Annotated in this window: 19 protein-coding genes and 1 pseudogene; 13 read left to right on the forward strand and 7 right to left on the reverse strand. The window is 33.9% G+C overall.

Annotated features, from left to right (window positions below; all coding sequences use genetic code 11):
* Positions 1-20: 20 nt before the first annotated feature.
* Positions 21-176 (reverse strand): annotated as a pseudogene (locus tag HRG09_RS28970) (IS200/IS605 family accessory protein TnpB-related protein); the annotation flags it as partial.
* Between the two features lie 567 nt (positions 177-743).
* Here HRG09_RS28970 and HRG09_RS15050 point away from each other — a divergent pair.
* Positions 744-1,091 (forward strand): hypothetical protein, encoded by a 348-nt coding sequence (locus HRG09_RS15050; RefSeq protein ID WP_174101561.1) that lies wholly within the window; start codon positions 744-746, stop codon positions 1,089-1,091.
* 86 nt (positions 1,092-1,177) lie between these two features.
* On the opposite strand, the gene HRG09_RS15055 is transcribed toward HRG09_RS15050, so the two are convergent.
* Positions 1,178-1,558 (reverse strand): VOC family protein, encoded by a 381-nt coding sequence (locus tag HRG09_RS15055; RefSeq protein ID WP_174101562.1) that lies wholly within the window; start codon positions 1,556-1,558, stop codon positions 1,178-1,180.
* A 554-nt stretch (positions 1,559-2,112) separates the two neighbouring features.
* Between HRG09_RS15055 and HRG09_RS28975 the strand changes: the two genes are divergently transcribed.
* Positions 2,113-2,937 carry a DUF6973 domain-containing protein gene (locus HRG09_RS28975; RefSeq protein WP_254610092.1) on the forward strand — a complete coding sequence of 275 codons (825 nt, stop codon included), beginning with the start codon at positions 2,113-2,115 and terminating at the stop codon, positions 2,935-2,937.
* Between the two features lie 379 nt (positions 2,938-3,316).
* Positions 3,317-3,847, forward strand: a complete 531-nt coding sequence (locus HRG09_RS15065; protein ID WP_174101563.1) for a GNAT family N-acetyltransferase — start codon at positions 3,317-3,319, stop codon at positions 3,845-3,847.
* A 139-nt stretch (positions 3,848-3,986) separates the two neighbouring features.
* Here the strand turns inward: HRG09_RS15065 and HRG09_RS15070 are convergent, their stop codons facing one another.
* The gene (locus HRG09_RS15070) at positions 3,987-5,090 is read right to left on the reverse strand and encodes a coiled-coil domain-containing protein (protein WP_217448046.1); all 1,104 of its coding nucleotides are present in this window, start codon (positions 5,088-5,090) and stop codon (positions 3,987-3,989) included.
* A gap of 287 nt (positions 5,091-5,377) precedes the next feature.
* Here HRG09_RS15070 and HRG09_RS15075 point away from each other — a divergent pair, with 287 nt between their 5' ends.
* Both HRG09_RS15075 and HRG09_RS15080 read left to right on the forward strand, forming a co-directional pair.
* Entirely contained in the window at positions 5,378-6,061 is a 684-nt protein-coding gene (locus HRG09_RS15075; RefSeq protein ID WP_174101564.1) for a GntR family transcriptional regulator, read from the forward strand.
* 21 nt (positions 6,062-6,082) lie between these two features.
* Positions 6,083-6,715, forward strand: a complete 633-nt coding sequence (locus tag HRG09_RS15080) for a sterol desaturase family protein (protein WP_174101565.1) — start codon at positions 6,083-6,085, stop codon at positions 6,713-6,715.
* Positions 6,716-6,869: 154 nt separating this feature from the next.
* On the opposite strand, the gene HRG09_RS15085 is transcribed toward HRG09_RS15080, so the two are convergent.
* Both HRG09_RS15085 and HRG09_RS15090 read right to left on the reverse strand, forming a co-directional pair.
* On the reverse strand, positions 6,870-7,007 hold the full coding sequence (locus tag HRG09_RS15085) for a hypothetical protein (protein WP_174101566.1): 138 nt from the start codon (positions 7,005-7,007) through the stop codon (positions 6,870-6,872).
* Between the two features lie 60 nt (positions 7,008-7,067).
* Positions 7,068-8,129, reverse strand: a complete 1,062-nt coding sequence (locus tag HRG09_RS15090; protein WP_174101567.1) for an endonuclease/exonuclease/phosphatase family protein — start codon at positions 8,127-8,129, stop codon at positions 7,068-7,070.
* Positions 8,130-8,353: 224 nt separating this feature from the next.
* On the opposite strand from HRG09_RS15090, the gene HRG09_RS15095 reads away from it, so the two are divergent.
* A complete protein-coding gene (locus tag HRG09_RS15095; protein WP_174101568.1) occupies positions 8,354-9,385 on the forward strand; it encodes a S66 family peptidase in 1,032 nt (343 codons plus the stop codon).
* Between the two features lie 214 nt (positions 9,386-9,599).
* Here the strand turns inward: HRG09_RS15095 and HRG09_RS15100 are convergent, their stop codons facing one another.
* Positions 9,600-10,727 carry an acyltransferase family protein gene (locus HRG09_RS15100; protein WP_309232175.1) on the reverse strand — a complete coding sequence of 376 codons (1,128 nt, stop codon included), beginning with the start codon at positions 10,725-10,727 and terminating at the stop codon, positions 9,600-9,602.
* 177 nt (positions 10,728-10,904) lie between these two features.
* Positions 10,905-12,134, reverse strand: a complete 1,230-nt coding sequence (locus tag HRG09_RS15105; protein ID WP_174101570.1) for a helix-turn-helix domain-containing protein — start codon at positions 12,132-12,134, stop codon at positions 10,905-10,907.
* A 531-nt stretch (positions 12,135-12,665) separates the two neighbouring features.
* Here HRG09_RS15105 and HRG09_RS15110 point away from each other — a divergent pair.
* Genes HRG09_RS15110 through HRG09_RS15140 form a run of 7 tightly spaced genes read left to right on the forward strand, consistent with a single transcriptional unit; the run spans position 12,666 to position 19,150 of the window.
* Positions 12,666-13,418, forward strand: a complete 753-nt coding sequence (locus HRG09_RS15110) for a YveK family protein (protein ID WP_174101572.1) — start codon at positions 12,666-12,668, stop codon at positions 13,416-13,418.
* Positions 13,402-14,022 carry a CpsD/CapB family tyrosine-protein kinase gene (locus HRG09_RS15115; protein WP_174101574.1) on the forward strand — a complete coding sequence of 207 codons (621 nt, stop codon included), beginning with the start codon at positions 13,402-13,404 and terminating at the stop codon, positions 14,020-14,022. The genes HRG09_RS15110 and HRG09_RS15115 overlap by 17 nt, the downstream gene beginning before the upstream one ends.
* A gap of 13 nt (positions 14,023-14,035) precedes the next feature.
* Positions 14,036-14,674, forward strand: coding sequence for a sugar transferase (locus HRG09_RS15120; RefSeq protein ID WP_174101576.1), 639 nt, complete (start codon positions 14,036-14,038; stop codon positions 14,672-14,674).
* A 22-nt stretch (positions 14,675-14,696) separates the two neighbouring features.
* Positions 14,697-15,665 carry an NAD-dependent epimerase/dehydratase family protein gene (locus tag HRG09_RS15125; RefSeq protein WP_174101577.1) on the forward strand — a complete coding sequence of 323 codons (969 nt, stop codon included), beginning with the start codon at positions 14,697-14,699 and terminating at the stop codon, positions 15,663-15,665.
* Positions 15,666-15,695: 30 nt separating this feature from the next.
* The gene (locus HRG09_RS15130; RefSeq protein ID WP_174101579.1) at positions 15,696-17,168 is read left to right on the forward strand and encodes an oligosaccharide flippase family protein; all 1,473 of its coding nucleotides are present in this window, start codon (positions 15,696-15,698) and stop codon (positions 17,166-17,168) included.
* Entirely contained in the window at positions 17,149-18,369 is a 1,221-nt protein-coding gene (locus HRG09_RS15135; protein WP_174101581.1) for an O-antigen ligase family protein, read from the forward strand. The genes HRG09_RS15130 and HRG09_RS15135 overlap by 20 nt, the downstream gene beginning before the upstream one ends.
* Positions 18,347-19,150, forward strand: coding sequence for a glycosyltransferase family 2 protein (locus HRG09_RS15140; RefSeq protein WP_174101583.1), 804 nt, complete (start codon positions 18,347-18,349; stop codon positions 19,148-19,150). The genes HRG09_RS15135 and HRG09_RS15140 overlap by 23 nt, the downstream gene beginning before the upstream one ends.
* Positions 19,151-19,152: the final 2 nt, after the last annotated feature.

The following is a 19,152-nucleotide window of genomic DNA, read 5'->3' on the forward strand; positions in this document are numbered from 1 at the left end:
CGAGGGCAGAACACTTTGTCATGCATCTTACGGTTCCAACGTTTTTCCTGAACAATCGTTTGAAATGCAAATCGCTTCGCCCGATTACATGTTTCGATTGTCTATGTGACTGCATCTACCATCTCATGGGGGAAATCTGTCTTATAGATCCGTTTCGAAAAATACGCTTTCTTCACCTGTCTTTACCTCATTTTATTTGATAAGATCATTATACACTAAAACAAACATATGTTCTATAAAAAAAGAGACGTTTTCTTTGAAAAGAAAAAACATCTTAATCTTAAATAGATGCTTTTATGTTAAAAGTAGACCAAAATAAAGAGTGTCCTACTGCCTGTTAATGTGGGATAAAGTTTATTTGCTTTAAATCAAAAAGAAAAGACACTCTCATGAGTGCCTTCTCTCCGACTTGATAACCACTTTAATTTTAATAATATGTATTGGACTCCCATCCGCTTACTATTTTACCATATTTATTCACTTGCAATGTTGAGAAAGTTAAAAGAAGCCGAAAAATCCCCTTAAAGTATATCTACTCTAAAGGGATTTTTGTATTTTGCAAATATAGCTCTTTTCACTAACTCGACAGATATATGTTCTCCCCCTAATTCAAGATGGAAATCGATACTTAATTCAGAATCAATACCATTACTATTTGTGTTTCTATATACATTTACTGTTTCATAGTGCCAAATTTTTTGTTATCCTTAAACTTTACTTAGTGAATAAAGGAAGGTATACATATGACAGAGATATTAGATTTATCTTTATACTTCATCTTGTTTATCCTCATCCTATCCGCAATCTGTTTCATCTTAATGGTACTCATGAGGATTTTTGGAAAACCAATGAATAAACATCGTTCCGTTGAAAAGGAACTAAAAAAACATTCTTCAACAACAGATTCAGCAGGGCATAAAGACGCTAATCTAACTACGAAAGATGCGGAAGCGAATTGGATGAATGCAGTGATGACAGCATCTTTTCTTACTGCGTCTATGAAAAATGCAAGTGAACATTCAAATACCGACCATGATTCCGATAGTTCCGATGCAGCAGGACATGGTGATTCATTCGATGGCGTGGACTGACCCGTAGGATTAGCTAAATACGGAGAATACTTAGCTTATAGAAAGAACCCCTGTTTTTGGTTCAACAAACAGGGGTTTTTGACAATTTATTTCTTCTCCATCACAGCAAAATAATTCTCTTCATGATCCGAAAAGTTAAATACTCTGCCAAAAGGCATATTCACAATTTTTCCGACTGTAATATTTTTATTTAGTAGGTCGTTACGTAATTCATCGAGATTTTCCGTGAAGAACATTAAAGAAGGTGTCCCAAGATTTAATCCAGGTGACATTTTAGCAATGAATTCCTTATTGTGCAAAATAATGCTTGTTTCTGCGCCCTTTGCTGGAGCAATTTCAATCCATCTCATTCCTTGCCCGTTATCTTCTTCAGCAACGACACGAAACCCTACTTTTTCTGTCCAAAACTCCACTGCCTCATCTTGGTTATTTACATACAACATAATTTGGCCAACTCTATGAATCATAGACCTTCCCACTCCCTTATATTAAGTAAATACCTGTGCCTTTCCATCGCCAAGGTTTCTAAAACCTGATGACAACTTAATAGATACGACAATACTTTAAAACCTCCTTCTAAAAAGAGCGACGTATTTTCGTTTTAGTAGGAGATTATAAGGAAGGCAGAATATTAACAAAATATTTTACAAAAGCGTATATAATTGCCAATTTCAAAAGATACCGTTAGTTACATGATTCGTACTGGAAAAATAGAAGATTCCGAAGCAATTTTTAATAGATTCTCTCCCCGTCTATACTAATATCTAGTAAAACAAAACTTTATCTTTCTATAAGTTGTCCATTGGAATTTAGCTCATTTTTTCGTTTTGTGGAACAATGAATGTCTTAGCTTAATGAGAATGTATTGTAACCTCTAATGTTTAAGATTATTTTTTGAATGTTGTGAATATTTTGTAGAAATTATTATTTTCTTACAAAACATTGTTAATCATGTTACAAATGAGTGTATGGATGTTTGTTTTTTTGAATATCCAAATAACCATAAAAAGGGGAAGATATTTTGAAAACAAGTCAACGAAGTTTAAAAAAACTAGGAGCTCTTACATTAACTTCCGCTATATTATTTGGTGAGATCTTACCAAGCAGTTCTTATGCTGCGGAAAATGACATAACAAACATTGAATCATTCTCATTATCTAATATGCCAGAAGAGGCGAAAACATTAGATGCTATTGATACAAAAGAAAATAGTAAAGAATATCTAAGTGAAGCTGAAGTTAGAATAGCTAACCCATACACAATGACTCTCATTTATAAAGAATTAAATGCTGTTATACAAAGCGGAAAGTACACTGAGGAAGAGATCAACAAAATTGCTGCTGAAAAAATTAAAAGCAGTTTAAAAAAATCAGCAGTTTTAAGAGGATATAGCATACCTGGCCTACCTAATTTAACAGATGCAGAAGTTCAGTTAGCTAAAAGTCACCCTTTCGAATTCATAACTTATGGTACGTGTTCAGTTGAGGCAATAACTGCGTCAAAAAGTTATTATGGAGATACTCAGCTGTGGCAAGGAAATGGAGATGCGTATAGACATGCTTATTGGAATGCAATTCTTGTTAAACGTTTAGGTGGTACTAAAGGCCGCGATCATGGAGATACAAGAACAAAAATTTGGACAGATGCACACGAACAAAATTCTTTGGGAGTTGATAAAGAAATGGATCTTCAAAATAACCATTTTGGAAGAGCTACAGCGTATGACAATTATTCTTGGAGTAATGATCAATATAGCAATTATTTAAGAGAGAGCGTAAGTAAAGGTGATCTGGTAAGAATTGTTAATGAACAACTAGTTGCTACAACTGATGTCACAGGCAAGTAATTCTATATTAACTCCATAGAAAATCCTGTATATAAAAATACAGGATTTTCGGTATTTTTTATACTTTGTATGTTGAATGTTACTCTATTTATAATCTTTCAAAAGTGCATACGTCTTAATAAAACTTTAATCAGCCCCCACCTAACTTCTTTGCTTTCGCTGAATTTTAAGGTGAGGGTCTTACTGCCCGTTAATGCGGGATAAAAAATCTCAGCTATTTACAAGGGTGCATACCCTTCCCTTTTCCAAGCAAATACAAGCCTAATGAGACGTTGAGGTTATGAAGTGCTCTATTGAAATGAACAGGCATTCTAATTGTAGTAGGAATTATAAACAAGACATAGAATATTAATAAAATATTTTATAAGGGGGAATATCATTGCCAATTTCAAAAGACACTGCTAGCTACATGATTCGTACAGGAACAATAGAAGATTCCGAGGCAACTTTAGACATACAGAAATCGGTTGTTTCTGAAGGCCACTTTCTCATTTCGTTACCTGAAGAGTTTAAAAAAACATCATCCGAGCAAAGAGAATGGGTACAGGGCGTATTGGAGAATGAAAGAGAAACATTACTTGTAGCTGAAAAAGATGGTAAAGTTGTTGGTTGGATCGTATTTATGAGCGAGAATAAACAGCGATTGTCTCATACAGGTTCCTTTGGAATCATGATCAGTAAAAGTCACCGAGGGCTAGGAATTGGGAAAATGCTACTACAAGCGTTACTAGACTGGGCAGAGAAAAATCCTCTCATTGAAAAAGTAAGTTTAGCAGTTTTCTCAACAAATCATCATGCAATCTCTTTATACAAACAGATGGGCTTCATTGAAGAAGGTCGTAAAATAAAAGAATTTAAAATGGATGATAACGAATATGTAGATGATATCCTTATGTATAAACTCGTTTAGTGGTATTTTAACCACAAGTACCACGCAAAAAAGCCGTTCTCCTATTAACGATGGAAATCGGCGTTTATCATTTTTTATAAATTATTGCAAAAAAACAGTTTTGATTCACTCATTTTATTATTTATAGCGATACATTTTATTAAAACATTTTTTTCATTCTATTTCGCATTGCTAATACAATGCCACCTAAAATCGATAACATTCCTAGAGCAGTTGTATTAGATTCTGTTCCCCCGGCGTTAGGAAGCTCCCTCTTATCATTTTCCACTTTAAGAGGCGCATTCGTTTGTTTCTTCGTTTCTAATTCTGTTACTTTATTTTCTACAGTTTGCTTTGATTGTTTTAATTCAGCTATCTCTGCTTCTACATCTTGTTTTGTACGTGTTAATGCCGCTATTTTCTCTTCTATATTTCGTGTCGTTTCACTTAATTCTGCTAACTTCTCTTCTGGTACAGTTTGATTCGACTGTTTTAATTCCGCTAATTTATTTTCTAGCGTTTGCTTCATTTGTTTTAACTCTAATACTGATTCTTCTATTTTTTGCTTCGCACGGATTAATTCCGTTACTTTATTTTCTAGCGTTTGTTGCACCTGTTTTAAACCCGATACCCCTTCTGCTACATGTTGCTTTGCTTCCGCTACTTTCTCTTCAGCATCTTTCCTAATCTGCTTTAATTCTGCTATTTTCTCTTCTACATTTTGTTTCTTCTGTTTTAATTCCGTTAATTTCGCTTCCGCATTTTGTTTTATTTGTTGTAATTCTGATAGCTTCTCTTCTCTATGTTGTTTCACTTCCGTTACTTTTGCTTCTACATCTTGTTTCTTCTGCTTTAATTCTGATTCTACCTCTTCTTTATGTTGCTTTACTTCTGTTACTTTCTCTTCTACATTTTGTTTCTTCTGTTTTAATTCTGCCGCTCTCTCTTCTGCGTGCTGCTTCGCTTCAGATAATCTCGCTTCTGCATCTTGCTTCGCCTGTTTTAATTCTGCTGCTCTCTCTTCTGCGTGTTGCTTCGCTTCAGATAATCTCGCTTCTGCATCTTGCTTCGCCCGTTTTAATTCTGCTGCTCTCTCTTCCGCATGTTGTTTCGCTTGCTTCAGTTCAGATAATCTCTCTTCCGCATGTTGCCCAATAGAATCGTGTGTTGGAGCGGCATCATTCACTTCCGCATAACTCGTGTCAGCTCCTGCTATCATTGCTAAAGCTAGTGTAGAGATTGCGACTGTTTTTTTCGTACTCATTATTTTGTCTCCTTTTCTTTTATGAGTATTCAACTATTATGTATACATCTAAAAACATATTTTTTTATCCTATTAATATAATAATAGTATAACAAATGTTTATAAAGTGAAACTTTAACCAAGCAAATTTTTATCAAAAAAACGAGTGAGTTTTCTCCTCCTTCTTCATTAATTCTATTTATAAAAATTCACCCCTCTTTATTGACAGAAAATTCAAACCGGATATATAATTTTGGTATTACCACTGCCTTTAACTTGTATTATCATAAAATAAAGGGGACGATGATTTGAAAGAAAAGGAACGCTCCTCAGATAAAATTGAGAATGAATTAATTAAATCCATATTGGCTGGTGTTTATTCTATAGGAAGTACTTTACCGCCGGAAAGAGAGCTTGCAAAAGAATTTGGTGTTGGTCGTCCAACTATTCGGGAGGTACTTCAACGTTTAGGAAGGGGTGGATGGATAACAGGGAGAAAAGGAATGCCTGCGATTATTAATGATTATTGGAGCAATGGGAATCTAACGACACTTGTTAATATTGTTGAGAATCATCATACCATTACAGATGAATTTATCATGTACTTATTAGAATTAAGAAGTTCGTTGACTCCGACTTATATTCGTGATGCTGTTACGTTTAATCAACCTAAAGTGGTTGCTCTCCTTGCCAATCTAGAGCAGCTTGAAGATAGTGCAGAAAGCTATGCAGCATTTGATTGGGATTTGCAAAAAAGGTGTGCTGGCCTTGCTATCAATCCGATCTTTCTACTCATTTTAAATAGCTTCGATTCCATTTATGTAGATATGGCAAAAAGATATTTTTCTGTAAAAGATCATCGTGCGTTGTCCCTGAACTATTACCACGACTTATTAAAAGCTGCATTAAAGGGCGATGCAATGGAAGCGGAAAAATTGTCTAAGACAACACTGGCGAAAAGCTTGGCTCTCTGGAAAGATAGAAAAAAATAAAGAAAGCTGGAGGCGTTATAAATGAGAGTGAAATATTTAAAAGAATATTTTTTCTACCCTGATATATTAATCATGAGCTGCCTATTCCTCATTAGCTTTGGATTTATGATTCCACATCTAACCTCTATCGGAATTTGGGGCACTTTTATTCTGGGAATGATTATGTATTCCTTAGCTGAGTATGTTACACACAGGTTTCTTTTTCATCTGAAACCACCAAAGAATGTATTTTTGTTAAAAATGCTTAAACGATTACATTATGACCACCATACAAATCCGAATGAATTACATTTATTATTTTTACCCTTATGGTATAGTGTGCCAAACATTGCAATTGTAGCAGCCATTTTTTATTTTCTTTCATCTAGCTTTGTAATTACAAACGCATTTATTGCAGGTATCATGCTCTTTTTATTATTTTATGAGTGGAAGCATTATATCGCTCATCGCCCCCTTCAGCCAATATCTCCATGGGGGCGTTGGATGAAAAAGGTTCATTTATGGCATCATTTCAAAAATGAAAATTACTGGTATGGTGTTACGAACCCAGCCTATGATTTTCTCATGGGTACCTTTAAAAACCAAAAGGATGTTGACCAAAGTAAAACTGCTAAAAATCTAGAAAAACGTGGCGACCAGAAAATAGAATTATAAAACAAAAGGATTCGTCACTCGTTCTTTTCCGTATGCCGAAGGATAGTGACGAACCTTTTTGTTGTAAAAACTCTTTTATAATCAAACTTTTTCAGTGATTTATTTTTAAAATAATGTATCCCTCAAAATCAAAAGTTACATTGAAGAAGACAGCTTATTTCACATCTTGGACAACATTTGTCGTCTTTACTTGAAAGTTTCCTTGATACGTTGCAACTTCTGTCATGCATCCATTAATGGAATGAATGAACGAGCTGAGATTACTTACATTGGATAAGACTTCAGACAGCATATGGTTACACTCTTCTTGTACACATTCACTCTTGAACCATTATTCCGCTATCTCCCCCTACTACTTTAACTTCAACACTGCGCTAACCGGGTTATGATCACTGTTTTCAAACTTCAAATCATGCCCTTGTACGCTCGCAATCTCCACATTTGGAGACACTAAAAATCCATCGATAATCGTAACAAAGTTCTCATCTTCGACATAGCTCTTCACATTATCACGAACTGTCCAAACAGTATCATCAACAGCCCACTGGAACCCACCATCAGTGAAATCTTCTGGAAGCTGTACTAACCACTCTGGCCATTCTTCTTTAAACTTCGGATCTTTTAACTGCACATCAGATAATAGCTGATTCCAGTCTCCGCCAAGTACAATATAATCGCCATTTTTGTAATGCTTATTCATATACTCTTTCAAAAACTCAACTTGTTGCTTTCTAATGTTTCCGCCCTTATCATATGCAGATAAATGAACGTTCACCATTCGTAAATATTTCCCGTTATCAACTGGAACCTTATGCTCAACAATCGCTCGATCTAATTCGAATAATTGACGAAGCCACATTTCTCTTCCAGGAAGCTGATATCTCGTCACTTCTTCTACTTTATATTTCGAGAACGAACCAAGTCCACTGTTCGTATATCCGTGCGGCTTCTTAATTGGCACCGGCACCCACTGCGCATTAAAGTTATAACCAAACGTAGACGCAAGGCCTTTCAGTCCATCTTGAAACGCCTTATACTGATTCACATCAAATGAACGAAGCGACTTCTCATCCATCTCTTGCACTAAAATAAAATCAGAATCTTCCTTTTGTAAGAAAGACAGCATATTGCTGATATTCTCTTCTGTTTGCTCTTTACTACTAGAGCGTGAACCCGTCCCTCCGTCTAAGAAGAAATCTTGATCTTTATCTAAACCGCCGTAGCCAATATTAAACGTTGTCGCCTTAAACTCTTCCCCAACTTTAAGAACGCGCTCGTTATTATTTGCCACCTTCAACTGCTCAACATCCTTATGCTTCACATCCGTAATTACCACATACGTAATAAATGCCGCGAAAGCACCCACTATCGAGCCTGTCCCCCATAATAAACCTTTCAATGCCTTCTTCTTCAAGTTCCTGACTCCCTTATTCTCTTTTTATAGTTTGCATACGTGGACATTTTAACATGTTCTAGATGTAAACATAAAGTAACTTTCCATTTCATCATCCAAGTAAAAAACAATAGAATTTAGCCCCACCCTCGCATCATAGCAGGGATTTTTTTCATGATGTAGAAAAGGATTACATGCTATACAAGTCGTATAGTGAATCAAATGATGTAAGGGTGGGAGTTACGGTGTTAAAAAAACCAAAAAGATTACAACCAGGGGATCGCGTCGCAACAATTAGTCCTTCATGGGGAGGCGCAGGTGATCCAGAACTCAGGTGGCGTTATGAACAAGGGGTAAAAAGATTAGAAGAAGTGTTTGGCCTTGAGGTTGTACCTATGCCAAATAGTTTGAAAGGTTCGGCATATACTTACGAAAATCCACAGGCTCGTGCACAAGATTTAATGGCGGCATTTCAAGATGAAAGTATAAAAGGCATCATTGCAAATATTGGCGGATCCGATAGCATTCGCCTGCTTCCTTATATTGATTTTGACATTATCCGTGAAAACCCAAAGATTTTTATGGGCTATTCAGATGTGACTATTCCACATTTATTTTGTCATAAAGCGGGCATTTCTTCTTTTTACGGCCCAGCTATTTTAACCGATTTTGCTGAAAACGTTGAGATGGATCCATATACAATTGAAATGGTGAATCGAACTCTCTTTTCAAATGAACCGATTGGCGAAATCGAGCCGGCTACAGAATGGACGAGTGAACGTTTAGAATGGATTGAATCAAACAAAAGTAAACGACGGACAATGCAGAAAAATACTAGTTATGAACTTCTGCAAGGATCCGGTATTACACAAGGGCGTTTAATCGGCGGTTGTATCGAAGTACTTGAGTTTGCAAAAGGAACAGAACTTTGGCCTGAGAAAAAATATTGGGATAATAGCATCCTGTTCTTTGAAACATCTGAAGACAAACCAGACCCAAATTACGTAACATATTGGTTACGTAATTATGCAGCGCAAGGCATTTTACAAAACATAAACGGAATCATTTTCGGCAAACCGAAAGACGAGCAGTATTATGAAGAATATAAACAGGAAATTGCAGCAGTTATGAAAGAATATGGTTTAGAAAAATTACCGATTCTCTATAACTTAAATTTCGGTCATACGGAACCTAAGTTTATTTTACCGTATGGCGCACTAGCAGAAATTGATTGTGAGAAAAAGACATTTTCGATTTTGGAAAGTGGTGTACAATAAACCCTCTCTTACAACGAAAAAGGCTCCCTAACATTTATTTGTTAAGGAACCTTTTTATTATTCTTGCTTACTCTTCGCCTTCATTTGTTCCTCATACACAAACTTAGCAGTCATAAAATCATTCGGAAAATCACTTAATGCTTTTTTCATCACATTTAATTCCTCTTGTGACTTAATTTCAACACCATTTAAGAAATCAAATGCTTTCGATTGTTCATCCTCTCCTAGTTAAATACCGCCCAAGTTTTATGCAAGGTTTTTCAATAAATAAATACCCCAATAAAGCCAGTAAAAAAGAAAGAAAAAAAGAAAGAAAGACTATTAATACGGTAGGTAGTGTATCATAAAATAAATACATAACTGAGAATAAAGAAACAAGATGATATAAATACAGACTATAAGAAATCTTTCCAAGAAAAATAAATACTTTTCTTCTTAATAACGCACTAAATGTCCATGAAGCGACACTCATAATCATTATTATACAAACCCCAAATGAGACAACGTAGTCTCTTAATATATAATTGTTCAAAAAATCTACCTCGCCAATCATTCCTTCGTACATAAAACAAATAATTGCAATCAGCAACAATGCAATTATTACCGCTTTTTTCATATTTAAAGCATACTGAAAAATAAAAGAACGATACTTAGCTAATAGAGCTCCCATAAAAAAAAGAGTGATGTAGTGAAAACTTAAAAAACTACTAGTTATGCTTTCGCTAGAATCAAAGAAATATATTCCCATCGTCGAAGAAAAACTTAAAACAATAAACCACAATAAGGAATATTTGAGCTTTTTTCGAATAAAAAAGAAAGTCAGAAATGGAAATACAATCGAAATTCTCATTTCATGGACAAGAGACCATATAACATTATTATATGCGTCCGTGTTATATTCACCGATAAAAGCAAGATGTTGTAAGAATAAAACTAGTGTATCTTCAGTCGTCCATGATTTACTAAACCAATCGCTAATAAATGGCATATCATTACGACTAAAAAGCATTTTAGCAATAATAGAAATGCTAATTGCCACTAGATATGGTATATAAATTCGACAAATCCGTTTTATTATGTATACACCATAATGAAATTTCTCATTATGAATGGATAAATATAAAACAAAACCACTCAATACAAAAAAGAGAATGACAGATTCGTTGCCACTACTAAAGACAAGACGTAAAGGAGTTTCTTTAAATAAATAAACGATGAAGGGGCTGTTTAACTTATACCGATAATTTTCATACGCAGGCAATAACATCATATGATGCCCAATTATTACAAGAAGTGCTGCTAATCCTCTGAGAGAGTCAAACTCCTCATATCTTTTCATCATACTACTCCTACTAAAAAGATTTTTATTAAAATAGAGGGTACCTTCCATTCCCCTATTATGTTCATATAGTTAGCAAAATCATAAAGAAATAGATTATATATTTTTTAACACATGGAAAAAATTCGAAGCGAAAGTATTATTACTTATAAATGAAGACGTAAATTAAGTTGGTGTATCCTATACCACTGTATGTCTTTCACGGTATTGCCTAGGAGTCATATTACATATTTTTTTGAAAACTCTTGTAAAATAACTTTGATCATAAAAGTTAAGCCAAGCACAAATATCTGATAATGGATATGTAGTTAATGCTAATAGTTTTTTTGCTTCTTCTACTCGTTCCCTTTGAATATATTCACTAAAAGGGATTCCCACTTCTTGTTTAAACAATTTAGATAAATAAGTAGGATTCATATCAAGCAGCGTAGCGAGATTATTGAGAGATATTTCATGGTAAATGTTTTTGCTAATATGATTTAAACATGCAGTAATTGTATGCGAATATTTTTGAATACTATATTCTTTCACACGATCAGCAAAAGCACATAAAGCATCCTCAATTAATCTATTGACTGAATACATATTATCTAGTTGTTCAATCTTCTCCATATAGAGAGAACTAAGCGAAAAAGCAATGTCTGATGGGAGATTCCCCTCTATCGCATAACGAGTAGCTAGAGTAATGGCCATAATGCCATTATTTTTTTGATTTCTTAGTGGATTTGTTTTTGATGAAATTGCAGCATCTTCCTGCGGAAATGCATATGCATATTTTATTAATTTTTCTTTGTTCCCTTCTTTAATACATGTGAAAAATTTCCGTTCTAATGCTATATCGTAATGATTAGGACTATTTTGACGACGGGCTGAAATATATAAATCTGGATTCGCAATTTCATAGGACGTTTTCTCCAATAATTTATTTTCTACCCAAACAGCACCGACATCTAACTTTTCTTTAAAAATCATGTAATGCAATAAAATTCCTATATTAATTAAAGTTATTTTTTTTATTACAGGTATGGAATGGTAGTAGTCAATTCCGTCTTGTATGCTAGCCTTTGTTCCAAATTCATTCATAAGTCTAATGGCCATATCTTCTGATACCTTGGGATATGTAGAAGGTCCAATCACAAAGGTTCCTTTTATATATTCATGATCTACTACGTGAGTGAAAACGAAATTTTCTAGATAACTGTTTCCTCTCATAATCGGAAAATTATAGGGGTCATTTTCTTGAAAAAGTTCACTAAATTGTTCCTCCTTAGAAGAATAAAATGGACTGCAAATATCATTAGAAGTAGATTTATATACGATTTTTTCATCTGTCGATACAAATTGAATAGATACGTGAAATGTTTGATATAAAATATCACACAAATATTGTATATCCATAGAATGATTCATTATATTCTCCTTTTAACTAGATAAGATAATAAAACTTCATATAAAAAACCAAACATTTATGTACTACATTTATGGATTGATAAATACATTGTGAAGAGTGAAAACCCACTAAAAAATTCTATTAATTTCAAAAAAATACAATTTATACAAAAATCTTACTATAAACATTCAGAAAAAACAATTATTATTTGGATTTATAAGATGCAAGATCATATTGACAAACTTCTTTATTTAAGTATCCATTTGATTGACTTATTTGTTATGCACACCTTTCGTATAGTCATAGAAATTTCAAAAAACACACTTACATATACCTCTTGTCACTCTTAGCTTGATTACGATGTTGCTATGCCCTGCATAGCAACAATTCGAGAAGACGAATTCCGTTCCATTTTTGTTCGGATGCTAGGCTTATAATTTTTTCACCCTAATATAAATGTGATAAGGACCTTTTCAAAACCAAAGGTGATCATTTCCATTTGGAAAGTCACGCCAAAACTCTACTATTAAATTGAAAAAGTGGTGAACGAGATGAATGAAAAAGTAAAAATAAAAGAGTTTATACAAGTTTTAAAAAGGCGATTCTTAATCATTATACTTACAACAATTTGCACTAGTGGGTTCATTATTATTTCATCCATGTACCTTATGAAACCAATCTATCAGTACTCCACCCAAGTTCTTGCTGGATCTTTAGGCGCAGAAAAAGAAGAAAATCCAGTAAATAGAGTGCAAGATAACAAGCAGCTAGCCCTTTCATATATGGATATTATAAAAAGTCCATATATCATGATAGGCGTAAAAAAAGAGTTAAACCTGACTCGTTCAAGCTATGATTTACTTAAACAGGTTTCCGTTACGAATAGAAATGATTCACAGATTATTACGATTTCAGTGAAGGATTCTAATCCACAATTAGCTAAAAAAATTGCACAATCTGTCGTAAATCAATCCATATCTAAATTTAAAAACTATACAAATGCAAATCAACTTAATATTCTTAATAATTCTGAGGTGACAGAAGAGGCTGAACTACTTTTTCCAAAACCTAAATTCATTATAGCCATTTCAATTGTAATCAGCTTTTTTGCTGGAATTGGCTTGGCAATGCTACGAGAACACTTTGACGATTCAACTTACAATAATCGAGAACTTGAACATCTTGGTCTCCCATTATTAGGAAGAGTGAACTTACATACCAAAAAAAGAAAAAACAAACAAAAAACAGCTTATAAAACCTTACCTTCTATGAAACGAGGTGAACAGAATGGTCATCAAATTTAAGAAGAAATATTTGTTTAATCCATATGACATTACCATCAAAGAACGATTTTATAGCATATGTAACCAGATTGAACCGAGCCTTCAAACGGAAAAGTCAATCTTAATGATTACTTCACTTGCACAAACACAAAATATAACGAATGCTACTGCTTATTTGGCCCTAGCTTTTTCAGAACAACGAAAACGAGTGTTGGTAGTTGACGCGAATCTGCGTCAACCCTCTTTACACCATGCGTTTAATATCGATCATTCATTTGGCCTAAGCAACTTACTTTTAAGAGAGCAAAATAAAGATACTACAATAGAAATAACGGATTATCTATCTTGTTTATCTACAGGTGAAGACCTTTATGAGCCAATGACATTGTTAACATTAGAGACCTTCCCAATCCTAATTGAGGAGTGGAAAGAGGATTTTGATATCATTATATTTCACACATCCGATTTCCTAAACACACCAGACGCACAATTCCTCGCAAAATATTGTGATGGCGTTGTTTTAATGATACAGGAAGGTCGTGATAAGTTAGAAAAAATTGCGAGTGTAAGAAAACAACTTGAACATAGCAAACATGAAATAATCGGTGCAGTTATTATTTCATAAAGGGGGGTAACTTTTGGACTCAAAAATAAAGATTGATAGACAGGTAGAAATCCAAGCAAAACCTCTATCAACTTCATCTTATCTTCTTGTTAAACGGCTTGTAGATTTTGTTGTCTCGTTATTCATGCTGTTACTTTTATCACCCATTTTAGTTCTTTTTTGCATCCTTATTCCAATTGAATCAACCGGCTCTCCCTTCTTTTATCAATGGCGTCTAGGAAAGGATGGCAAAGACTTTAAATTAATAAAATTGCGCTCCATGTTTTTAGATGCTGAAAAAAACGGCCCTCAGTGGGCAACTAAAGAGGACCCGAGGGTTACAAGAATAGGTGCGTTTATAAGAAAAACAAGAATTGATGAAATCCCTCAATTTATTAACGTGTTAAAAGGAGATATGTCTCTCATTGGTCCTAGACCTGAAAGAGAATATTTCTATAAAGAGTTTGATAAGTTATTACCTAATTTTAAACATCGTTTAATTGTAACACCCGGAATAACAGGATGGGCGCAAGTAAATGGTGGATATGATTTAACTCCCGAAGAAAAATTAGCATTTGACTTATATTATATCCAGCATCGATCATTCGCTATGGAAATCAAGATTTTATGTCAAACATTGGCCATTGTATTTACTGGAAATGGAGCTAGATAAATATTGAAGGGGCGAAGAAAAAATGGAGAAAGTGCTAGTAACGGGGGGCTTCGGATTTATCGGATCCCATATTGTAGAAAAATTAGTTCATCATAATTATGAAGTTGCTGTGTATGATAACTTATCCACCGGATCCATAAATAATGTTCATTCAAAAGGGATCGCTTTCTTTGATAGCGTAGAAGATGAAGGGGCATTAGAAAAAGCGATAGAAACATTTAAGCCTGACTTTGTAATTCATCAAGCCGCACAAATTAGCGTACAAAATTCTGTTTCAAATATAACAAATGATGCAAGAATCAATATAATAGGTTCAACAAATATTATAAAACTCTCTCAGAAATATGGTGTTAAAAAGATCATATTTGCTTCTTCAGCAGCTGTATATGGCAATTCTAAAATCATGCCTATTCCAGTCTCACACCCTACTCGTCCCTTATCACCTTATGGCGTCTCTAAACAAACAGCTGAAGAGTATTTAAAGCTCGCAAAAGAATTATATGATATAGACTATGTCATTCTTCGATATAGCAATGTTTATGGTCCAAGGCAAACTGTAAGCGGTGAAGGCGGAGTTATTTCAATCTTCATCAATCATGTAATGCAAGAGGAGCAATCTGTTATTTACGGGGATGGTTTACAAACAAGAGATTTTATCTATGTAGACGATGTAGCAAGTGCCAATCTTCAGGCATTGAAATACAATGGGAGCGGTACTTTCAATATATCATCATCAACTTGTACAAGTATCAATGAAGTATTCTCGATGATTCAATCGATTGGAAAACAAAATGTATCCCCCATTTACCAACCTGCAAAAGACGGTGATCTCAAAGAAAGTTTGCTCTGTAATAAAAAGAGCATTCAAAAATTAGACTGGCAACCTATATATTCATTGGAAAAGGGTCTTGCGAATACATATGATTATTACCTTAAGCAAAAAGACCCTATTTTATCTAGTGGAAAAGAACCTACATCTGTACTTAAGTAACTTTACAGTTGTAAATTGGGAGAGAAATAAGTGAATAAGAAAACAAACTCAATTATTAAAAACATATTCCACTTACTTTACAGCACAATTTTAGCGAATGTTTTAAATGCAAGTACGCTCATACTGTTGGCAAATTACTTTAACTCAAAGAACTATGGAATATTTAGTGTAGCACTAGCTCTTTCCATGGTCATGCATTTTTTTACAGATTTAGGAGTTAGTAATACGTTCCTTCGTGAAGGATCAAAACAGGAAAACCTCCATGCTACATTTTTTTCTTATATAAAAGTTCGAGTAGTATGTTTACTGTTAACATTTATTATTTTTTCTTTCGGTATCCATATCTTTTACCAGGAACAACAAATTCTTTATATGATGTATAGTTTAATGATTCCTTTAATCATCGGACTCGTGCTGCAAAGCATCGGAATAACCTACTTTCAATTAGCTGAAAGAATGCAATTTATCGCATCTATAAAAATCTTCTCATCCATTATCTTAGTCATATTTACCATCTTGTGCATAAGCTTCAAGGTGGATATACATGTAACAGCTTTTTTATATGGTTTTTCTTATTTAGTCGGTGGGATTTACTGTCTGTATTTACTCAGAAAAAACATGGAATTTCAATGGAAAGTCCCTTTTCAAAAAAAATTACTGATCCATATTAGTCCTTTCTTAATGAGTGGGTTATTTATTATCTTAACTCCGCAACTAGGTCCATTAGTATTAGAAAAAACACTTCCCTTAGGACTTGTTGGGCTCTTTGCAGTAGCTTACCGGATCCCCTCAGCCCTCTATCAAATTCCAGGGGTTATTGCAGGTGCATTTTTCCCACTGCTATTTAAACATTATAGTCATGGGGAGGTAAAGAAACATACAGAACTAAATATCCTGCAAATGAAATTTATGTCCTTGATTGGGATGTGCATGACAATATCTCTATTCTATTTATCTCCCTATTTGATCACGATTTTATTTGGAGATAAATGGGGATCTGCGGTTCAACCGTTAAAAATATTGTCCTTTATTATTGTCTTACAAGGATTTAACATCGCCATAGCTGATGGTCTCACAACAAGAGGACTGCAAAATCGCCGTACTATTGTTCAGTTTATAACCATCTCTATTGGCTTAGTGTCTTTTTATTATCTGAGTCTTACTTATACAATAGCGGGAGCAGCTTTTTCTGTTTTAACGATGGAAATCGTATCATTGATTGGTTATATATTAGCTAATCCAATCAGAAGAGCAGTATTAAATAAAGTCATTATTCCATATGGAACCTACTTTTCGATAAGTTTTATCCTATTACACTACTTATTATATAAGTTTCCTTTTATAGCCATGTTCTCTACCATTATCTTAATGTCTACGATGGTTTTACTATTTGATCGAACAATCCGGGACTTGATTGAAGATCTTATAAGAAAGAAAAAACAACAGAATATCAATCATTTAAAAGACGGGGGACAACGGGAGAATGGAAAGATTACAAATTAAAAGAAATACTTCTACTTTAGAAGTTTTTCTTTTGTTATTTTTTATTACACTTAGTAAATATAATTTGTCCATCGGTTTTTCATTAAAAATTTACATGATTTTTCTAGCCATTTTTTTCTGTATTTACTTTCGAAACTTTTACTTTCGCCCTCTTTATCATTATGAAATTTTATTGCTTTTATTTTATTTTACCTATTGCCTAAGCGGTGCTTTTTCACAGTATCCTGAATCAAGTATTCGCGTCATTCTAGGAGTAATCCTTGTCCTTATTTGCTACTTCATTATGAGATATATGATGGAGCAAGCTTCAATTCCTGCTATTGAATCTTCCATTGCAAATGTCGGGATACTATTTAACATTACGAGTTTGTTACTGTACATAATTGGACTACAAATAACCGGAGGATTCCCAACAGGCGTTGAGATTACCTCTTACGGATTACTATTAGATAGGGATTATCCAAGATTAATTGGACTACTTGATGACCCAAACATCTTCATTTTTTATAATACATTATTTTTTTGTTTTTACTTAACACACTTAAAAGGATTTAAAAACTCATTTGGATTCATCTTATGTATTATTACCAACCTTCTTACTTTTTCCAGGGGCGGTATTGTCGCTCTAATACTCGTTATCATTTTGTATATACTATTAGCGGATTTTCTAAAAAAGGTAAAAATGATACTTGTTGCTCTGTTATGTCTAGTCGCCATCTACGCCGCATGTTCTTTTATGCAAATCGATTTGAATCAGATTATTTCCAGCCGTATCAATGACTTTTCTTCTGATAACGGAAGTGGTCGATTTGAATTATGGAAACAGGCGATTCACTATTTTATGTCTTATCCCCTTTTGGGAATCGGTGCCTTTAATTTTTCGGATTATTATGCATTTGAACATAATGAAAGACTATATGTTCATAATACATATCTAGAAATCTTAGTAGAGGCAGGAATTATTGGCTTTCTTTTTTACCTTTCTTTTTTATTCCTGTTCCTAATCAAGACCTTTAAAACGAAATTGCATCGTGAAAAACCGTATATTATTCTTACACTTTTCGCTTTTTTATTACAGATGATATCCCTTTCTCTCATGATTAATGAAGCACTTTTCTCCTTTTTAGCAATTGCTTTAAAATATATTTCTGTATATGAAAGAAAAGAGGCTGGTTTTTATGATATACACACAAAAAAATAACGAATCATTGGTTTCTGTTATCACTCCCTCTTATAACAGCTCTCCTTTTATAAAAGAAACCATTGAATCCGTTCAGGCTCAATCATATACTAACTGGGAAATGATTATCGTTGATGACCAGTCGAAAGATGACTCAGTCCATGTCATCAAACAATATATAGAAAAAGACCCGCGAATTAAACTGATTACTTTAAATCAAAATGCTGGTGCTGCCAGGGCTAGAAATATAGCATTAAAAGAAGCTCAAGGAGATTATATCGCCTTTTTAGACAGCGATGACCTCTGGTTACCTACCAAACTAGAAGAACAAGTCACTTTTATGCAAAAAGGTAATCTAGCCTTTTCTTTTACCTCGTATTCTTTAATTGATGAACGAGGAAATGCAATGAATGTGCAAGTTCATGCACCAAAAATCGTAGATTACAAATATCTTCTAGGAAATACAACGATAGGCTGTTTAACGGTAATGTTAGATCGGCGTCAATTGAAACAAATTGAAATGCCCGTTATCCAACCTGAAGATACTGCCCTATGGCTAGTATTATTACGGCTAGGATATCAAGCCTATGGCTTACAAAAGGTTTTATCTAAATATCGCATTGTAAGTAATTCTACTTCAAGAAATAAATTAAAAGCTGCCTACCGATATTGGAAACTGTTACGAAACCAAGAAAAATTAAACTTTGTAAAAGCTAACTTTTATTTTAGTCAATATGCCTATCATGCATATAAGAAAAACAGAGGAGATCGACCTACTTCTATGTCCAGTGGGGGGAAATAAAA

This window comes from Bacillus sp. Xin1 (assembly GCF_013314535.1).
Taxonomy (GTDB): Bacteria; Bacillota; Bacilli; order Bacillales; family Bacillaceae_G; genus Bacillus_A.